Annotated in this window: 12 protein-coding genes; 7 read left to right on the top strand and 5 right to left on the bottom strand. The window is 41.8% G+C overall.

The window, feature by feature from the left end:
- Positions 1-11: 11 nt before the first annotated feature.
- Complete coding sequence (locus V7K85_RS22820; protein ID WP_334816814.1) at positions 12-1,856, bottom strand: tetratricopeptide repeat protein; 1,845 nt, start codon at positions 1,854-1,856, stop codon at positions 12-14.
- 83 nt (positions 1,857-1,939) lie between these two features.
- Here V7K85_RS22820 and V7K85_RS22815 point away from each other — a divergent pair, with 83 nt between their 5' ends.
- Both V7K85_RS22815 and V7K85_RS22810 read left to right on the top strand, forming a co-directional pair.
- Positions 1,940-2,140 (top strand): hypothetical protein, encoded by a 201-nt coding sequence (locus tag V7K85_RS22815; RefSeq protein WP_334816812.1) that lies wholly within the window; start codon positions 1,940-1,942, stop codon positions 2,138-2,140.
- A gap of 365 nt (positions 2,141-2,505) precedes the next feature.
- On the top strand, positions 2,506-4,905 hold the full coding sequence (locus V7K85_RS22810) for an FAD-dependent oxidoreductase (protein WP_334816810.1): 2,400 nt from the start codon (positions 2,506-2,508) through the stop codon (positions 4,903-4,905).
- 353 nt (positions 4,906-5,258) lie between these two features.
- Here V7K85_RS22810 and V7K85_RS22805 read toward each other — a convergent pair whose 3' ends face one another.
- A complete protein-coding gene (locus V7K85_RS22805; protein ID WP_334816808.1) occupies positions 5,259-6,560 on the bottom strand; it encodes an adenylate/guanylate cyclase domain-containing protein in 1,302 nt (433 codons plus the stop codon).
- Between the two features lie 108 nt (positions 6,561-6,668).
- Between V7K85_RS22805 and V7K85_RS22800 the strand changes: the two genes are divergently transcribed.
- Genes V7K85_RS22800 through V7K85_RS22785 form a run of 4 tightly spaced genes read left to right on the top strand, consistent with a single transcriptional unit; the run spans position 6,669 to position 10,108 of the window.
- Complete coding sequence (locus V7K85_RS22800; protein ID WP_334816866.1) at positions 6,669-8,273, top strand: DEAD/DEAH box helicase; 1,605 nt, start codon at positions 6,669-6,671, stop codon at positions 8,271-8,273.
- On the top strand, positions 8,203-9,417 hold the full coding sequence (locus V7K85_RS22795) for a DUF790 family protein (RefSeq protein ID WP_334816806.1): 1,215 nt from the start codon (positions 8,203-8,205) through the stop codon (positions 9,415-9,417). The genes V7K85_RS22800 and V7K85_RS22795 overlap by 71 nt, the downstream gene beginning before the upstream one ends.
- A gap of 15 nt (positions 9,418-9,432) precedes the next feature.
- A complete protein-coding gene (locus V7K85_RS22790) occupies positions 9,433-9,675 on the top strand; it encodes a hypothetical protein (protein WP_334816804.1) in 243 nt (80 codons plus the stop codon).
- A complete protein-coding gene (locus V7K85_RS22785) occupies positions 9,656-10,108 on the top strand; it encodes a type II toxin-antitoxin system VapC family toxin (protein ID WP_334816802.1) in 453 nt (150 codons plus the stop codon). Before V7K85_RS22790 ends, V7K85_RS22785 begins: the two co-directional genes overlap by 20 nt.
- Before the next feature lie 80 nt (positions 10,109-10,188).
- On the opposite strand, the gene V7K85_RS22780 is transcribed toward V7K85_RS22785, so the two are convergent.
- The 3 genes from V7K85_RS22780 to V7K85_RS22770 form a co-directional block, all read right to left on the bottom strand.
- Positions 10,189-10,881: a PD-(D/E)XK nuclease family protein gene (locus tag V7K85_RS22780; protein ID WP_334816800.1), complete on the bottom strand. Its 693-nt coding sequence runs from the start codon at positions 10,879-10,881 to the stop codon at positions 10,189-10,191.
- Positions 10,882-11,150: 269 nt separating this feature from the next.
- Positions 11,151-11,375 (bottom strand): hypothetical protein, encoded by a 225-nt coding sequence (locus V7K85_RS22775; RefSeq protein ID WP_334816798.1) that lies wholly within the window; start codon positions 11,373-11,375, stop codon positions 11,151-11,153.
- 66 nt (positions 11,376-11,441) lie between these two features.
- Positions 11,442-11,621, bottom strand: coding sequence for a hypothetical protein (locus V7K85_RS22770; protein WP_334816796.1), 180 nt, complete (start codon positions 11,619-11,621; stop codon positions 11,442-11,444).
- Between the two features lie 169 nt (positions 11,622-11,790).
- Between V7K85_RS22770 and V7K85_RS22765 the strand changes: the two genes are divergently transcribed.
- Positions 11,791-14,277, top strand: a complete 2,487-nt coding sequence (locus V7K85_RS22765; RefSeq protein ID WP_334816794.1) for a tetratricopeptide repeat protein — start codon at positions 11,791-11,793, stop codon at positions 14,275-14,277.
- Positions 14,278-14,374 lie beyond the last annotated feature (97 nt).

Genomic DNA, 14,374 nt, shown 5'->3' with positions numbered 1-14,374 from the left:
AAATTACTTTTTTACATATCTTGTTTATATTCTTCTAGCAATTGCGGAATGTGATCGTACCCATCCACACCAATAACTGCAATGATTTTAGGGCGATGTTGCTGTAAGAACTTTTGGAAAGCTTCTACGCCGATTTGTCCTTGTAAAATTGTCAGTAACCCTGCCGGTTGATGCCACTCACTAGAAGCAATTTGCTCCAAAAGATACATTCCCAAGCAGCCGGTGTAAACAGTTTTTTCCGAATTTTGTAGATGATAATAAGCTTCTGCCAAATAAGCTAAGTTCCGCCCTTGGAGATACAAATCACCGGAAACTTGCGCTGTTTTAAAGCCATCTTCTAGATATTTAATTGCCGTTTGGTGTTGTCCAATTACTAAATAGGCAATTCCTAAGCTGCTGACACATAAGGCTTTACTTTGAATATCGCCTAATTTTTCTGATAATTTTAAACCTTGTTCCAAATAATTAATTGCGGCTTCATAAGTTTCGGGTTCTAGGTTTTCTAGTTCCTGAGCTTGCATGACTTCGCTGTAACCTAAATTTACCAGCGCGTTTGCTTCTCCTGTGCGATCGCCTGCTTGCCGACTTAGTATTAATGCTCGTTGACTGTAGTTGATTGCCTCAGCATAATTTTGCTGTTGCACGTAGGTACGGCTGAGGTGATTGAGATTGGCAATTTCACAGGGGCGATCGCCTGCATTCCTGGCGATCTCCAGCGCCTGCTGATGAAAATCAAGTGAGCGCTGATATTCTCCCAAAGCACGTTGAGAATAACCTAAAAGTGTCAAAATTCGCGCCTTTTCCTGGGTTCCCTCACCTAGTCGCAGCGGTTCATCTAAATAATCGAGGGCATCTCGTAAATAAGTACCAGTAAAAGAGGCAAAAATCCCACCGTAAAAGGGAAAATACGGACGCTGGGCAAAGGTTCGCAAAATCTGGAGCATAATTTGAGAACAGGCATCGCCGTACACTGTCCCAATGCTGCCAAAACCACTTGCTAACTGACTCCAAATGACTGCAAAGGTCAAAAAAGTGGAAATGGACAATTTTGGCCCGGCTTTAACATCGTAAGCTTGTTGGTCAAACCAGTTAATTAGTCCCCGTTGCAAGTACTGTAAAATCAATGCCATTTCCACCCAATCTCTGAGGGTGATTCCGCGTTGTCGCTGGGCAAACTCAATTGCCGATTCTTCCATAGCCAAGGTGCGAAGCAGTGCTTGGGGTAACTCACTATTGAGTTGTTTGGCCCAACTTGCCCAAGGGCCACGTTCTCCGGGTACGCCGCCAAATCCCAAAGATTCTTTTTGCTCGTACATCCAACTGAGCAAGTTATCTTGCAATCGCTGCCAAGAAGCTAAACCACGGGTAATACCTTCGGAAAATTGTTCTAAATCAGCATCTGCCTGAGCAAATTGCTGTAATGCTTTTGATAATTGCTGTAGCTGTTGCAAATTTAGCGGATACTTCTGATTGGGGTCAGTAACCCGGATAAATGCCGCCAGACGCTCGTCTGCCGCAGATGTGGTAATTTCTGTAACTGCGGAGGCGATCGCTTCTGTGGCTTTGTTTTGCTCTTGCCAGCGTTGCCATTGACTTTGAATGGTCTTAATGGCTCTTAAACTCCGAGTCGCCTTGGCTTTCTTGAATTCGTCTTTTTCACTATCTACTTGGCTTTGGAGAGCATTCAGGCGATCGCTCAAAGCCAACTCAAAGACTTCCCCTGTACCGGAAGTGATTCCTTTAAGCAGCATTTGATACACCATATCAACAGAGCTAATTTTGCCCTTGAGGGTGGTTTCGACAATTTCATCGATTAAGGCAAGATAGCGATCGCGCAACGGCAGAGATTCTGACACTTTGGCTATTAGAGAACGTCACGTCAATTCTAATTCTAGTCTTGACAGAGGTGGAGGAGTGGGGAAAATGTCTGGAATTTTGAATGCGTGAATTTTTAATTATTAACAGTCCTTCATTTGAACTGGGAAATGCAATCTGCCGAAATCAGTTGATTCTTGCTCATTTACCTCGGTTTTTGGTGGACTTTCCTGTGAGCGCGACTACTCGCGCTCTCCAGCCTCAAAAACATTGGCTGAAACCCTTATTTATTCAGCTAATTTTTAGAGGTACGGAAATTTTTTAAGTGTCTTAACTGTCTTATTCGTCATTCTTTCCTTCCCTAACCTAACAATATATACAAAGGTAATCATTATTATTTCTAATAGGGGTTTTAAAAGCAAAATAAGTATAATTAAAAGCTATTTAATCCCAAAATAGAAACTTTAAAACCCCATTAGCTATGAGTTAAATAGACTACTAAGGTTATATCTCATATTTTTATGTTAATGACGATATTTTTGAAATATCCTCTAAGTAATATTCGTAACAAATGCCAAATACTAAGAAGTTATTAACCCTACACCAACCCCCAAAGCACCCGATTTAATATCATTAATGGGCCAGCTAATGCATTTGTTTTGTACTGCAAAAAAATAGAGAGAATCTTTAATGAGTAACCTATTGCCGGACAATGATGTGAATATTTTAGTAATTGGGGCGGGAGTAAGTGGTCTAACAACCGCTATATGTCTGAGAGAGGTAGGTTTTAGAGTTGTGATTGTTGCAGATCGTTTTGCCCCAGATTTAACCTCTATTGTGGCAGGTGCATTGTGGGAATGGCCACCGGCAGTCTGTGGTAGTCATGGTGCTCCCAGATCCCTGGAACGCTCTAAAGAGTGGTGTATGACTACCTATAATAAATTCAAGAAAATACACGCAGAGTTTGGTTCAGAAGAAACAGGACTTTATTTAAAGGATGCGTATTTCTATTTCAAGGATGTTTTGGAAAATCGACCTACTGAACTTCGCAAAATGAATGAGTTGAAGGATAAGGTTGATGAATTTGAAAGAGGCTTACAGATTGTCAAAGAAACGATTGATTTGAGTTTTAAAGGAGGTATAAAAGATGCTTATAAACACATGGCTCCGACGACAAATACCGATGTCTACATGAAGTGGTTACTTCAACAGGTAAAGGATATTGGATGTGAGATCATCCAGGAAAAAATCACTGTCAATGTAGTTCAAAATGAACAGGAACTACTTCGTCGTTTTAATGCAAGGGCAATTGTTAACTGTGCTGGACTAGGTTCGATAGCAACTACAGGGGATACTTCCATGTATCCCTTGAGGGGCGCACTTGTCAGGGTTAAAAATCTGGGGAAAGTTGTGACAGACGCTCATTGTATTTCCCACGAAGAATCTTCTGCAAATGAACAAGATATCGTTTACATAGTTCCTAGAGGGGATGATTTAGTGGTCTTGGGAGGATTAACGCAGCAAGATCAATGGGATACAGACCTATCTCTTGAGGTTCCAATTATCCGACAGATGTATGATGGCTGTTTGGAGTTTCTACAGGAATTAAGAGAACTCCCACTAGATGAGAAAGAACCTGTTAGGACTGGTTTACGACCATTAACAGAGGAAAATGTTTGTGTGGAAAGGGTTTTAAACACACACGTATTTTATAATTATGGACATGGAGGGTCAGGAGTAACTCTGTCATGGGGATGTTCACAAGAAATTGTCCAGTTGGTACAAGAAATGCTCCGTGAGGAGGCAACTGGATTTGCCTTGAACAGTAGTAAGATAGATAGCAATAAGCAGACTATCTTTGTGCTGCATGATATGCTTGCCAGCAAAACTGATTTTAGGCATATCCGATCAGATAATAGAAATCTGGTTTTACTCTGTAGTAGGGAAGGACTCAGTGAGGTTATACCCTCCCAGTATCAACACTTGGATCTTGTGCGGATTGTAGAACCTTATAATTTGGAAAATCTGCTCCAAACCTATCAACAGATTAAGATTGATTATAAACTTTTGGATAACAACTGTCGGATTGTCACCAATGATCAGTATTCGGTGCTGTTAGCTGCACAGTTGCGTGAAGCTCTAAATCTAGTAGGCGATCGCCCAACGATGATCCGCCAGTTTACTGATAAGAGTTACCTCAAATCTACCCTCGAAAATTCCCTAATTCGGGTGCCAAAGTATCTGATTTTTGCTCAAGACCAATACCGTAAAGAACCAGTTTCATACTTAAAGTTTGTTCTAGAAGAACTAGGTAATCACATCTTTATCAAACCAGTTATCGGATCAGGCAGTGAAAAAACTAGAAGAATTCATACTGTTGATGATTTGAAAACCTGGTGTGACAGCAATGTAGATTCAGATGAAGAATTTGAATTAAATGAATTCATTAAAGGTCAACTATACAATACAAGTGTTGTCATTAAAAATGGTCAACCTTGTTATTTTGCTGCTTGCAAGCACTATCGACCTAATGATGAGTTCATTTATGGTCATCAAATCGGCAATATTGTTGTTAGAGAAGAAGATCCAGAATTTCATAAACTTTGGCAATTTTCAAGTGATACGTTACAAAGTTTAGAACACGGTTATCCGAAAAATGGTGTACTTAATATTGATTTCTTCTTAGAAGAAGGTAGCGAAGAACCGATTCTGATCGAAGTAGCTGCACGCACCCCTGAAGGGCTTGTATCGAGAATGTTTGACATCTATCAGGGGGTACGTCTAAACGAGTTACATCTCCAATTACAGATTGGTGATTCCCCTGATATCATTCTCAAGGATAGGAATGAGTGGAAGTACAGTGCTTCCTCGATTCATCCAAAGCAGAATGGCGTTGTTACAGCAATTGAGAAGCCAATTCTCGAAAGTGATGTGGAAGTTTATTGGCAGATTTATTTGGAACAGAGACTAAAAAAATCACAAAGTACGAGGGATGTTGCGATTGCGATTATTTTGAGCAATCATGAATTTTCAACCCTTCAAGGGGATTATGAGGTAGCCAATTCTACTAATTTCTACAATATCGAGTAGGTATAGTCTATACTCGCAACAAAAAGCGAAAACACTGGCTCTAAGAGGATGTCTGAAAAGTTTTTTTGTATACACCTAACCCTTGGAAATCCCCCTAAGTCCCCCTTTTTAAGGGGGACTTTGAGACTCTTATTTCCCCTTTTTTAAGGGGAGCCAGCGCGGTCTTCTCCCAAAGGGAGAGGCTAGCGCCTTCTCTACGAGAGGCTACGCCAACGCGGAGCGTCTCGTAGAGAAGGGGTCTCCCCAAGTGGAGCGACTGGCGTGGGTTAGGGGGGATCAACAAATATTTGATACTTCTCAGACATCCTCTAAAAAAAGTAGCTTTTGAGTCTCCATCAAACACTATAGATTTATTAAGTTTTCAAATTAATTTTCTTTAGAATATAAGTCATCATTTCACCTTTACCTTTAATCTGAATTAAACCTCGTTTTTCTAATAAGTACTTATCCTTTAAAAGCTGATAACTTGTTTCACAAACCTGAATACTACCTGCTATCCCATGTGATTCCATTCTACTAGCTGTATTGACTGTATCTCCCCAAAGGTCGTAAGCAAACTTTTTCAGTCCAATCACCCCTGCTACTACTGGCCCTGTACTAATGCCAATACGGATGCGAAAGGATTGGTTATTTTCTTCGTTAAAGGTAGCTATAGCATTTTGCATATCCAAGGCCATGTTAGCTATTGCTGGAGCATGGTTATTAGACTGATTTGGCAACCCCGCAACAGCCATATATGCATCGCCAATCGTCTTGATTTTCTCTACTCCATGACGTTCTGCCAATTGGTCGAACAAACAGAATATTGTATTTAATAACTCGACTAATTTCGCAGGAGATGTACGAGTTGAAAGCTCTGTAAAGCCAACAATATCGGCAAATAGCACCGTAACTTCCAGAAAGCTATCGGCAATAGTTGTATACTGTTGTTTTAATTGTTCTACTATCATCTCTGGCAGAATATTTAGTAGCAGCATTTCTGATTTTTGCTGCGCTAGTTCCATTGCCTTACGTGCGTAAAATTCTTTTTTTCGCAAGCGTTCGTATAAATAGACCGAAAATACACAAATTATGCAAGTCCAAAAGAAGTATAATCCTTGTTCAGCATAAAAAGCTGATGGATTTTTAAATATGGGATTATATAAAATATATAAGGTTAAATAGCAAATTATTGTTCCAAGTTGAGATATTAAATGCATCCACCATTGGACTGGAATGATTGTAGCCTGAGTGAGAAACATCAGAGTCCAAATATTACTTCTAGGTTCCAGACTATTAAACAGCAAAGCTATATCAATTTGGACAGCACAAGTTACAGACCAGCATAAACTCAAAAAAATTAAGTCAGGATAGCGGCGACCGATAGGAGTTTTACATAAACCCCAACAAATAAGAGTGAATAATTCTACTACAACACCAATTTTAAAAGCGTATATCTTGCCTTCTAGATGTGAATTTGCCCAAAGAAAAAAAGCGATCAAAGTTAAGCCAGCAATCAGCATAATCTGAGCCTGTAATTGCAGCCGTTTCAGCAGGAAGCCCTGTCGCTGTTCTTTGTAGGATTCGGCGAGCCTATTGTTTGTTTGTCGATCAGACATTCCATGACTGATGAGCGCATCTAGTTGGGTTTTGTCTGAGTTACTTGGATGAATCATGCACTTTTTACGTTATTAGTAATCAATGGACTAGAGAATGGGGCATAGCTAATGGAAATAATTACCAATGCCCAATCCCCAATGCCCAATCCCCAATGCTCAATAATCATGGCTCGTACCCCTACATTAAATTTTGATCGTGGCACATTAATTTTGCATCCACCACCACGCGGCAAAGGTTGGATGGACTATGCCACATGGGATGATAGAGTTGAAAAATTCCGCATTCCAGCAATTAGATATCGATCGCTAGTGGAAGCACTACAAGCGGAAGATGTTAATTTTATCGATGAGGCGAAGGAATTCTATCCTGTAGATTTGGTTCCCAGTCTGGAAATGGAACCCTATCCCCACCAGACTGAGGCGCTAGCGGCTTGGAAACTGGCGGGTAGACAAGGGGTTGTTGTACTTCCCACGGCGGCGGGAAAGACTTATTTAGCACAAATGGCGATGCAGTCAACGCCACGCACAACGCTGATTGTGGTGCCAACTTTGGATTTAATGCATCAATGGTATGCACACTTGGTAGCGGCTTTCCCCGATGCTGAGGTGGGATTGCTGGGAGGTGGTTCGCGGGATAGAACAGCTATCCTAGTTGCAACTTATGATAGTGCAGCAATTCACGCCGAAACGTTGGGGAATCAATATGCGTTGATTGTTTTTGATGAATGTCATCATTTACCCACAGATTTTAATCGGGTGATTGCTGAATATGCGATCGCACCTTATCGCCTGGGACTCTCCGCTACACCGGAACGCACCGATGGTAAACACGCTGACTTAAATATCCTCATTGGCCAAGAAGTATATCGCAAACGCGCTGAGGATTTGGCGGGGAAGGCGTTAGCAGAACATGAAATTGTCCAAATTAAGGTAAAGTTATCACAACTTGAGCGGGAAAGATACAATCAACTAATTCAAACCCGCAACGACTTTTTGAAGCAATCCAAGATTTCTTTGGGGAGTCTTCAAGGTTGGCAAATGTTCGTGCAAATGAGTGCTAGATCGCAATCTGGACGCAGAGCTATGTTAGCGCACCGGGAAGCGAAAGATATCGCTTTGGGTACTGATGGTAAGTTGCGAATTTTAGTTAATTTATTGGCAGAACATTATCCGGCAAGAATTTTGATTTTCACTGCGGATAATGCGACGGTTTACCGCATTTCTCAAGAGTTGCTAATTCCGGCAATTACTCATCAAACTCCTGTGAAGGAACGGCATGAGATATTAACAAAGTTTCGAGAGGGTAAATATAATACTTTGGTTGCTTCTCATGTGTTGAATGAAGGTGTTGATGTGCCGGCGGCTTCGGTGGCAATTATTTTATCGGGGACGGGTTCGGCTAGGGAGTATACTCAGCGCTTGGGTAGGATTTTACGGAAGGGGAATATTGAGAATAAGCAGGCGATTTTATATGAGGTGGTGGCGGAGGATACGAGTGAGGAGGGGACTTCGGCGCGGCGAAGAGGGGAGAGGAGAGACGAACCGCAGAGGCGCGGAGGACTCAGAGAGGAGGAGGAGAAGAAAGGGAAGTTACAGGTTGTGTATGGGAGTGGGAAGGAAAGGAGTTTGAAGGCGGCGGAACAGTTAGAAATTAATTATTCAATCCAAAATCCAAAATCTAAAATCCAAAATTCAGCAGATGTTACCGACAGACTTACTGATGCATCGCCAAAACGGGGAGGAGATCATTCCGAAGAGACTGAAGATTGATCAGAAAACTTCGGAGTTGGCGATTGAGTTAATTAATTATTTTCAATCAGCGGTGGGGAAAACTCAAGGTGTGCTTGAGCGACAACTGACTGATTTTGAAGGAGATTCTACAGATTATCGTGTGAAGCGGGGATTAGCTTATATTCTCAAAAGCAGTTTTTGCACTTTTGAGGTGATTAGTCCTCTGGAACCACAAATGTTAAGAGAACGGGTGTTTTCTCTGGCTGCAAAATCTGTTTCTAGTCGGGAATCGACACAAGTTAGTTTAAGTAAAATTGCTGATGAGTTAACTCAAGAACTTGAACGGGAAGTTTTATTAGAACAGGTTCGGAATGGACTATATGCTGATTTATCTGAGAATAAAATTTTGACTGTTTTTGATGCTCCAACAGCGCCAGATTTGTTAAATCGATATAACTTATCTCAAGTGCAGGGTGTATTTTATAAGGCCAGTCAACTGGTGTTAAATGCTCATCGCAATGTTCCGGGAGAATATAAGCTGTTGTTTCGCTATCTGAAGTTGTTTCAATTGATGGCTTATATTGAGGGCGATGCTGACCACGGGTTTACAATTACCATTGACGGGCCGACGAGTTTGTTTAATCCTAGTACACGGTATGGGTTGGCGATCGCTAAACTTATTCCTGCTTTACTTCACGTTACTAGATGGAGTCTTTCTTCCATTCTCCAAAGCCGCGACGCCTATACAAATACTTGGAAAACTGGACGTTTCACCCTCAATTCCGAATGTGGTTTGGTATCTCACTATCCACCAGGGAAGCCCTACGATAGTATGCTAGAAGCATCCTTTGCTGATAAGTGGGATGCGTTGAAAAGTGGTTGGGCGTTAGAGCGAGAAGTTGATTTGATACCGATTCCTGGTAGTGTGATGATTCCTGATTTTCGCTTAGTGCATCCTGATGGACGCACCTTCTTATTAGAAATTGTCGGTTATTGGCGGCCTGAATATTTACAAAAGAAGTTTTCTCAGGTGCGGCGGGCTGGACGTGACGACTTGATTTTGGCAATTTCCGAGCGACTTAATTTAGAAAAGGCGGGAGTAAAATTAAATGATGTCCCCGCGAGAATCGTTTGGTTTAAAGATAAGTTATTGCCGAAAGCTGTGTTAGCTGTAATGGATTGATTAAGGAGAAATGAGATGAAAAGTATAGAAACAATTGCCACAGTTACTAAAGATGGTAAGATTACAGCGCAATTACCATTGGATATTCCAGAAGGTGAGCATCAGGTGGTGATAGTAATTGATGAGAAGCCTTTGGCAGAGAAAGCAGAGAGCAGGGAAAAACGTCCTCCTCTAAACTTTCCGGTAGATAATTATGGTTATTGGCCTGAGAATCTTTCTCTAAGACGTGAGGATATGTATGGTGATTGGGGACGGTAACTCTGTATTTCTAGACACGAACATCTTGGTGTATGCAAATGTGTCCGAATCTCCCTTTCACCAAGGAGCACTACAGGCTATTGAAAATCGTTATGACGCAGGAATTGAGTTATGGATTAGTCGCCAGATGTTGCGGGAATTCTTGATGACTCTCAGTCGTCCACAAGCATTGATGAATCCCCAACCAGTTGCGATCATAATTGAGCGTACCCGATTTTTTCAAGCTAAATTTCGAGTAGCTGACGATACAGTTGAAGTGACAGAAAGACTTTTATCTCTAATGGAGCAAATTCCTATTGGTGGTAAGCAAGTAGATGATGCAAATATTGTTGCCACGATGCTAGTTTATGGTATTCCTCAGTTACTCACTCACAACACAAGTGATTTTGCCAGGTTCTCTGGGTTAATTACTGTTTTGCCATTACAAGGTTAGATTAATTGCTGTTATTACTCGTGAAAATTTACTTCAAGTTACGAACATCCAGTCTTTCGGTAATTGTGCAATCTCACTGACTAACTCCAAACACTTCTGCGTTCCCAAAACTGGGCGACTCTTTTTTCCCACTGCTCCCAGTAATCTTTGATGACTGCTGATTCAAACCAAAATACCTCAGCTGGCATTTCTGGAATCGCTACTACCAACAGAGCGTGCTTTAGCTGAATGCCATAATCTCGATAATACTCGTTAGCTGCTCCTATGTACGCCGCAAGTTGCAGTGGATGTTCATATAAATGCTCAATTGAGCCTTTGGGTTTGTCTGAGGTTTTCCACTCGCAAATACAGGGAATACCTTGATAGCTGGCAATACAATCAACTTTGCCAGAATAACTCAAATCATGATGAAAAACAGAGCCTTCCACGAGTCTAACTGTGTCGATTTGTTGTAAAACTGGCTTGATACTCTCCCAATAAGGGCGACTCGCTTCGGAACAAACAGGGTTTTGACCAAGGAGGTAGCGCTCAATTTGTTTGTGTGTTTGGGTTCCCCGACGACTAGCAGATGTAGTAATGCGGGTAGCTTCTTCTGTACCAACACGCGCTTTCCAGTTTAATAATCTGTCTCGGTCTGCTTGTGATTTGGTGGCATTAAGGATTGTAGTAACGCTGGGAAAGCGATTTCCGTTGGCATCTACATAATATTGTTTACCATTTTCTCTTTTGGATGTGGCATTAATGCGTGGTAGCAGTTGGGTATCAAATTGCATCAGTTGGTGTGTTGACTTTGAGATTCCCTGAAGAAGGAAAGTGAATAAAACTCCTTTCCATTGTAAGGAATGAGGCTGGGGGTAAGGGTTTGTTACTGTGGAAAATGTAACCTTCACCGATTATTCCTTCAAATCATCCGCCTCTATCTCCTGTGGTTCCAACAATTTTTTGCGTAGGTGTAGCCTAACTCAGGCATTGCTTTACCTCAAAGTAGTAAAATTCAAGTTCTCAACCTCAACGTTCAAGCTTTTATCTCGAAGTTTCGTGTTCAAAGGTCGAAGTTCCGAGTTAAAAGGCGGAACATCCGAGCTAAAAGGTCGAACGTCCGAGTTAAAAGGTCGAACGTCCGAGTTAAAAGGTCGAACGTCCGAGCTAAAAGGTGGAACATCCGAGCTAAAAGGTCGAACTTCCGAGCTAAAAGGTCGAACGTCCGAGTTAAAAGGTCGAACTTCCGAGCTAAAAGGTCGAACTTCCGAGTTAAAAGGTGGAACATCCGAGCTAAAAGGTCGAACTTCCGAGTTCAGAGTTGGAATGATGGTGTTGTAAGGGCGATTACTAGTTATTTTTTCAAATCATCTCCCTCTATTTCTGTCTCCTCTGGTTCCAACAATTCCCAAATTAGGAATGCAAGCTCAATTACAATACCTGAACCTGGCATTAACCAGTCTGCAATTAGGGGAATTACAAATAACAAAACTGCCACTAGTTTTTTGATATTGAACGATTTCGTCGCCTTCATTGGTTTTACCTTTAACGCTGAGGCAACGGTAAATTTGGGGTAGTCAGTGAAAGCAAATGCAGTTGTTTGTTGGCTGTAATGGGTGAATACCCGGAGATTTGAGTTTGGGGATGCTAGATTAAGTTTGGGGAGTCCCGAAACTTTGTCCAATTTTGAGCAAAAGTAACCGATGGCACGTGTTAGCTATGGCAATGATGTCAAAGCGCGGGTAAGGCAGCTATTAGAAAGGTTATTGGCTTATGCCAATCACGAGATAGAAGACGGTGAGCGTTTTAAAATTGACTTTGACTGGCAAACATCAAAACAACTACTTGTCAGGACACAGCTAAGAGTTTTAGCGGAACTTAGTGGTTTAGACAAAGAACAAGTTCGAGAAGTACTAAAAGCACTTGCTGAGTTTTTGGGTATTTTGGAAGATTTGCGCGAACACAAGCGAGGTTCGGAGAACTGGCACTTTAAGCTAACGCTTTGGTGCGACAAAAGCGACAAAGACGGGAACTTAAGTAAATTTGATGAAGAATGGCAACGCCTTAGAGAAGAAAAGCCAGGTGTGCGGCGTGCTGAAGCCAGAAAAGATAAACCCAAGCCTACGTTTTACGAAAATATTCCCTCAAGTGGCGTGATGGAGTTTGTTGGACGTGAAGCCGAACTGCAAAACCTTTATCGGATGTTGCAGGAAAATAATCAAGTTGCCATTGCCGCGATCGCTGGCATGGGTGGACTTGGTAAAACAGAACTTGCCTTACAATATGCAAAGGCTCACTATAAAACTTACAAAGGTGGAATTTGCTGGTTGCTGGCAAAAGCTGGAGATGTGGGCATTCAAATTGTGCAGTTTGCCAGAACGCAGTTTGATTTAAACCCACGAGAAGATTTGGATGTCCTCACACAAGTGCAATACTGCTTTCGGCATTGGCGTGAGGGCGATGTGCTGCTAGTGTTAGACGATGTTGGGAAATATCAGCAGGTTAAGCCTTACTTACCCTCGTTATCTTCCCGGTTTAAAGTGTTGATTACCACGCGCCAACACTTAGGAACATCTATTAAAGAATTATCTTTAGATGTATTGCAACCAGAAGTAGCCCTGGAGTTATTAAAGTCATTTTTTAAAGAAACACCACAGCGAATTGAGCAAGAATTGGCTGTTGCAAATCAGTTGTGTGAGTGGTTGGGATATTTGCCTTTGGGTTTGGAATTAGTCGGGCGATATTTGGCGCGAAAACAAGACCTTTCTTTAGCAGAAATGTTGCGGCGGTTGGAGAAAAAGCGACTAGAACAATCCGCCTTTGATAAACCAGAAGGCGACATGACAGCACAACGGGGTGTGTTAGCAGCCTTTGATTTGAGTTGGCAGGAATTAGAAGACAGCGATAAGCAGCTTGGCTGTTTGCTGAGTTTATTTGCCGCCGCACCTATATCTTGGAAGTTGGTGGAACAGTGTTTACCAGAGTCAGACGAGGAAGAGTTAGAGGAAATTAGAGATGATACCTTGCTGAAACTGCATTTGCTACAGCGTAAAGGTGAGGAAATTTACCAACTGCATCCACTGCTAAGGGAGTTTTTTCAATATAAGCTTACAGGTTTAGAACAGGCAGAGAAATTAAAGCGATCGCTTTGTCGGGTAATGGTAGCAGTCGCCAAGAAAATTCCTCAAAAGCCTATGCCTGAGAGCATAATGGTTTTTTCCCCCGTTATCCCTCACATAGCGGATGTTGGCAAGAATCTAACTGAATATCTTACGGATGAGGAGCTTACTTCGCCTTTCATAGGTTTAGGTCGATTTTACGTGGGTCAGGCATTTTATGACCAAGCTACACTTTGGCTTGAGCAGTGCCTAACCTTGACTCTAAATCGTTTTGATTCTGAGCATCCCACTGTTGTCACGTCCCTCGAAAACTTGGGGCTTACTTATTTCTCTCAAGGTAGTTGTACAAAAGCCGAACAACTTTTGTTGCAAGCATTGGAAATCAGACAGCGCCAGTTCGGAGAACAGTATCATCCGCAAGTAGCACATAACCTTAATGCTTTGGGAATGATCTACTGCGCTCAAAGGCGTTACAAAGAAGCTGAATTGTTTTATTTTGAAGCTTTGAAATTCTGGCTACGTCACTTCGGAGAGCAGCATCTTGATATCGCTCTTAGCCTGAATAATATAGCTCATCTTTACTATTGTCAGGAACGTTATAACAAAGCGGAACCCTTTTTTGTACAAGCCTTGGAGCTAAGGCGGTTCTTGCTACCAGAACAGCATCCTGATGTGGCACAAAGCCTTAATAATCTGGCAGCAGTATACTTTTATCAAGGTCGCTATCAAGAAGCAGAACCGTTATATGTGCAAGCCTTGGATCTGCTTAAAGACTTGCTACCAAAACAGCATCCTGATATAGCACAAAGCCTTAATAATCTGGCTAGACTGTATCAATCTCAAAGTCACTACAAAGAAGCAGAACCGTTGTATGTACAAGCCTTCGAGATTTACAAGCGCAGCTTAGGGTCAGAGCATCCTCAGACAATCATCTGTTGGAACAATTACATAATGTTTTTGAGGCAGGCAATTCTTGATGATCGTGCCAATTTGGATTTATTGAGAGATGATCCTTTAGGTCAGGTGATCTTGGAGGCAATTCAAGCAGAGCGTGAGCAATCAAAGGATTAGGAGTAATGAAGGTAATTTCAGTAATGCGACTGCTTGACAGAAATAAAATTCAACTTCGGTGAGTCATCCCCACACTATCACTGTTCGTAAAAATCTG

Origin of the sequence: Nostoc sp. (assembly GCF_036917615.1) — a bacterium.
Lineage (GTDB): Bacteria > Cyanobacteriota > Cyanobacteriia > Cyanobacteriales > Nostocaceae > Nostoc.
The sequence above is the reverse complement of the archived record's forward strand: the minus strand, read 5'-3'. Positions and strand labels throughout refer to the sequence as shown.

Bases quoted from the DNA above. Each gene is read 5' to 3' on its own strand.
- V7K85_RS22770 (WP_334816796.1), bottom strand. From the start codon at position 11,621: ATGAAGGCGACGAAATCGTTCAATATCAAAAAACTAGTGGCAGTTTTG.
- V7K85_RS22805 (WP_334816808.1), bottom strand. From the start codon at position 6,560: ATGATTCATCCAAGTAACTCAGACAAAACCCAACTAGATGCGCTCATC.
- V7K85_RS22800 (WP_334816866.1), top strand. From the start codon at position 6,669: ATGGCTCGTACCCCTACATTAAATTTTGATCGTGGCACATTAATTTTG.
- V7K85_RS22810 (WP_334816810.1), top strand. From the start codon at position 2,506: ATGAGTAACCTATTGCCGGACAATGATGTGAATATTTTAGTAATTGGG.
- V7K85_RS22780 (WP_334816800.1), bottom strand. From the start codon at position 10,881: ATGCAATTTGATACCCAACTGCTACCACGCATTAATGCCACATCCAAA.
- V7K85_RS22790 (WP_334816804.1), top strand. From the start codon at position 9,433: ATGAAAAGTATAGAAACAATTGCCACAGTTACTAAAGATGGTAAGATT.
- V7K85_RS22795 (WP_334816806.1), top strand. From the start codon at position 8,203: ATGTTACCGACAGACTTACTGATGCATCGCCAAAACGGGGAGGAGATC.
- V7K85_RS22815 (WP_334816812.1), top strand. From the start codon at position 1,940: ATGCGTGAATTTTTAATTATTAACAGTCCTTCATTTGAACTGGGAAAT.
- V7K85_RS22765 (WP_334816794.1), top strand. From the start codon at position 11,791: ATGGCACGTGTTAGCTATGGCAATGATGTCAAAGCGCGGGTAAGGCAG.
- V7K85_RS22775 (WP_334816798.1), bottom strand. From the start codon at position 11,375: ATGTTCCACCTTTTAACTCGGAAGTTCGACCTTTTAGCTCGGAAGTTC.
- V7K85_RS22785 (WP_334816802.1), top strand. From the start codon at position 9,656: ATGGTGATTGGGGACGGTAACTCTGTATTTCTAGACACGAACATCTTG.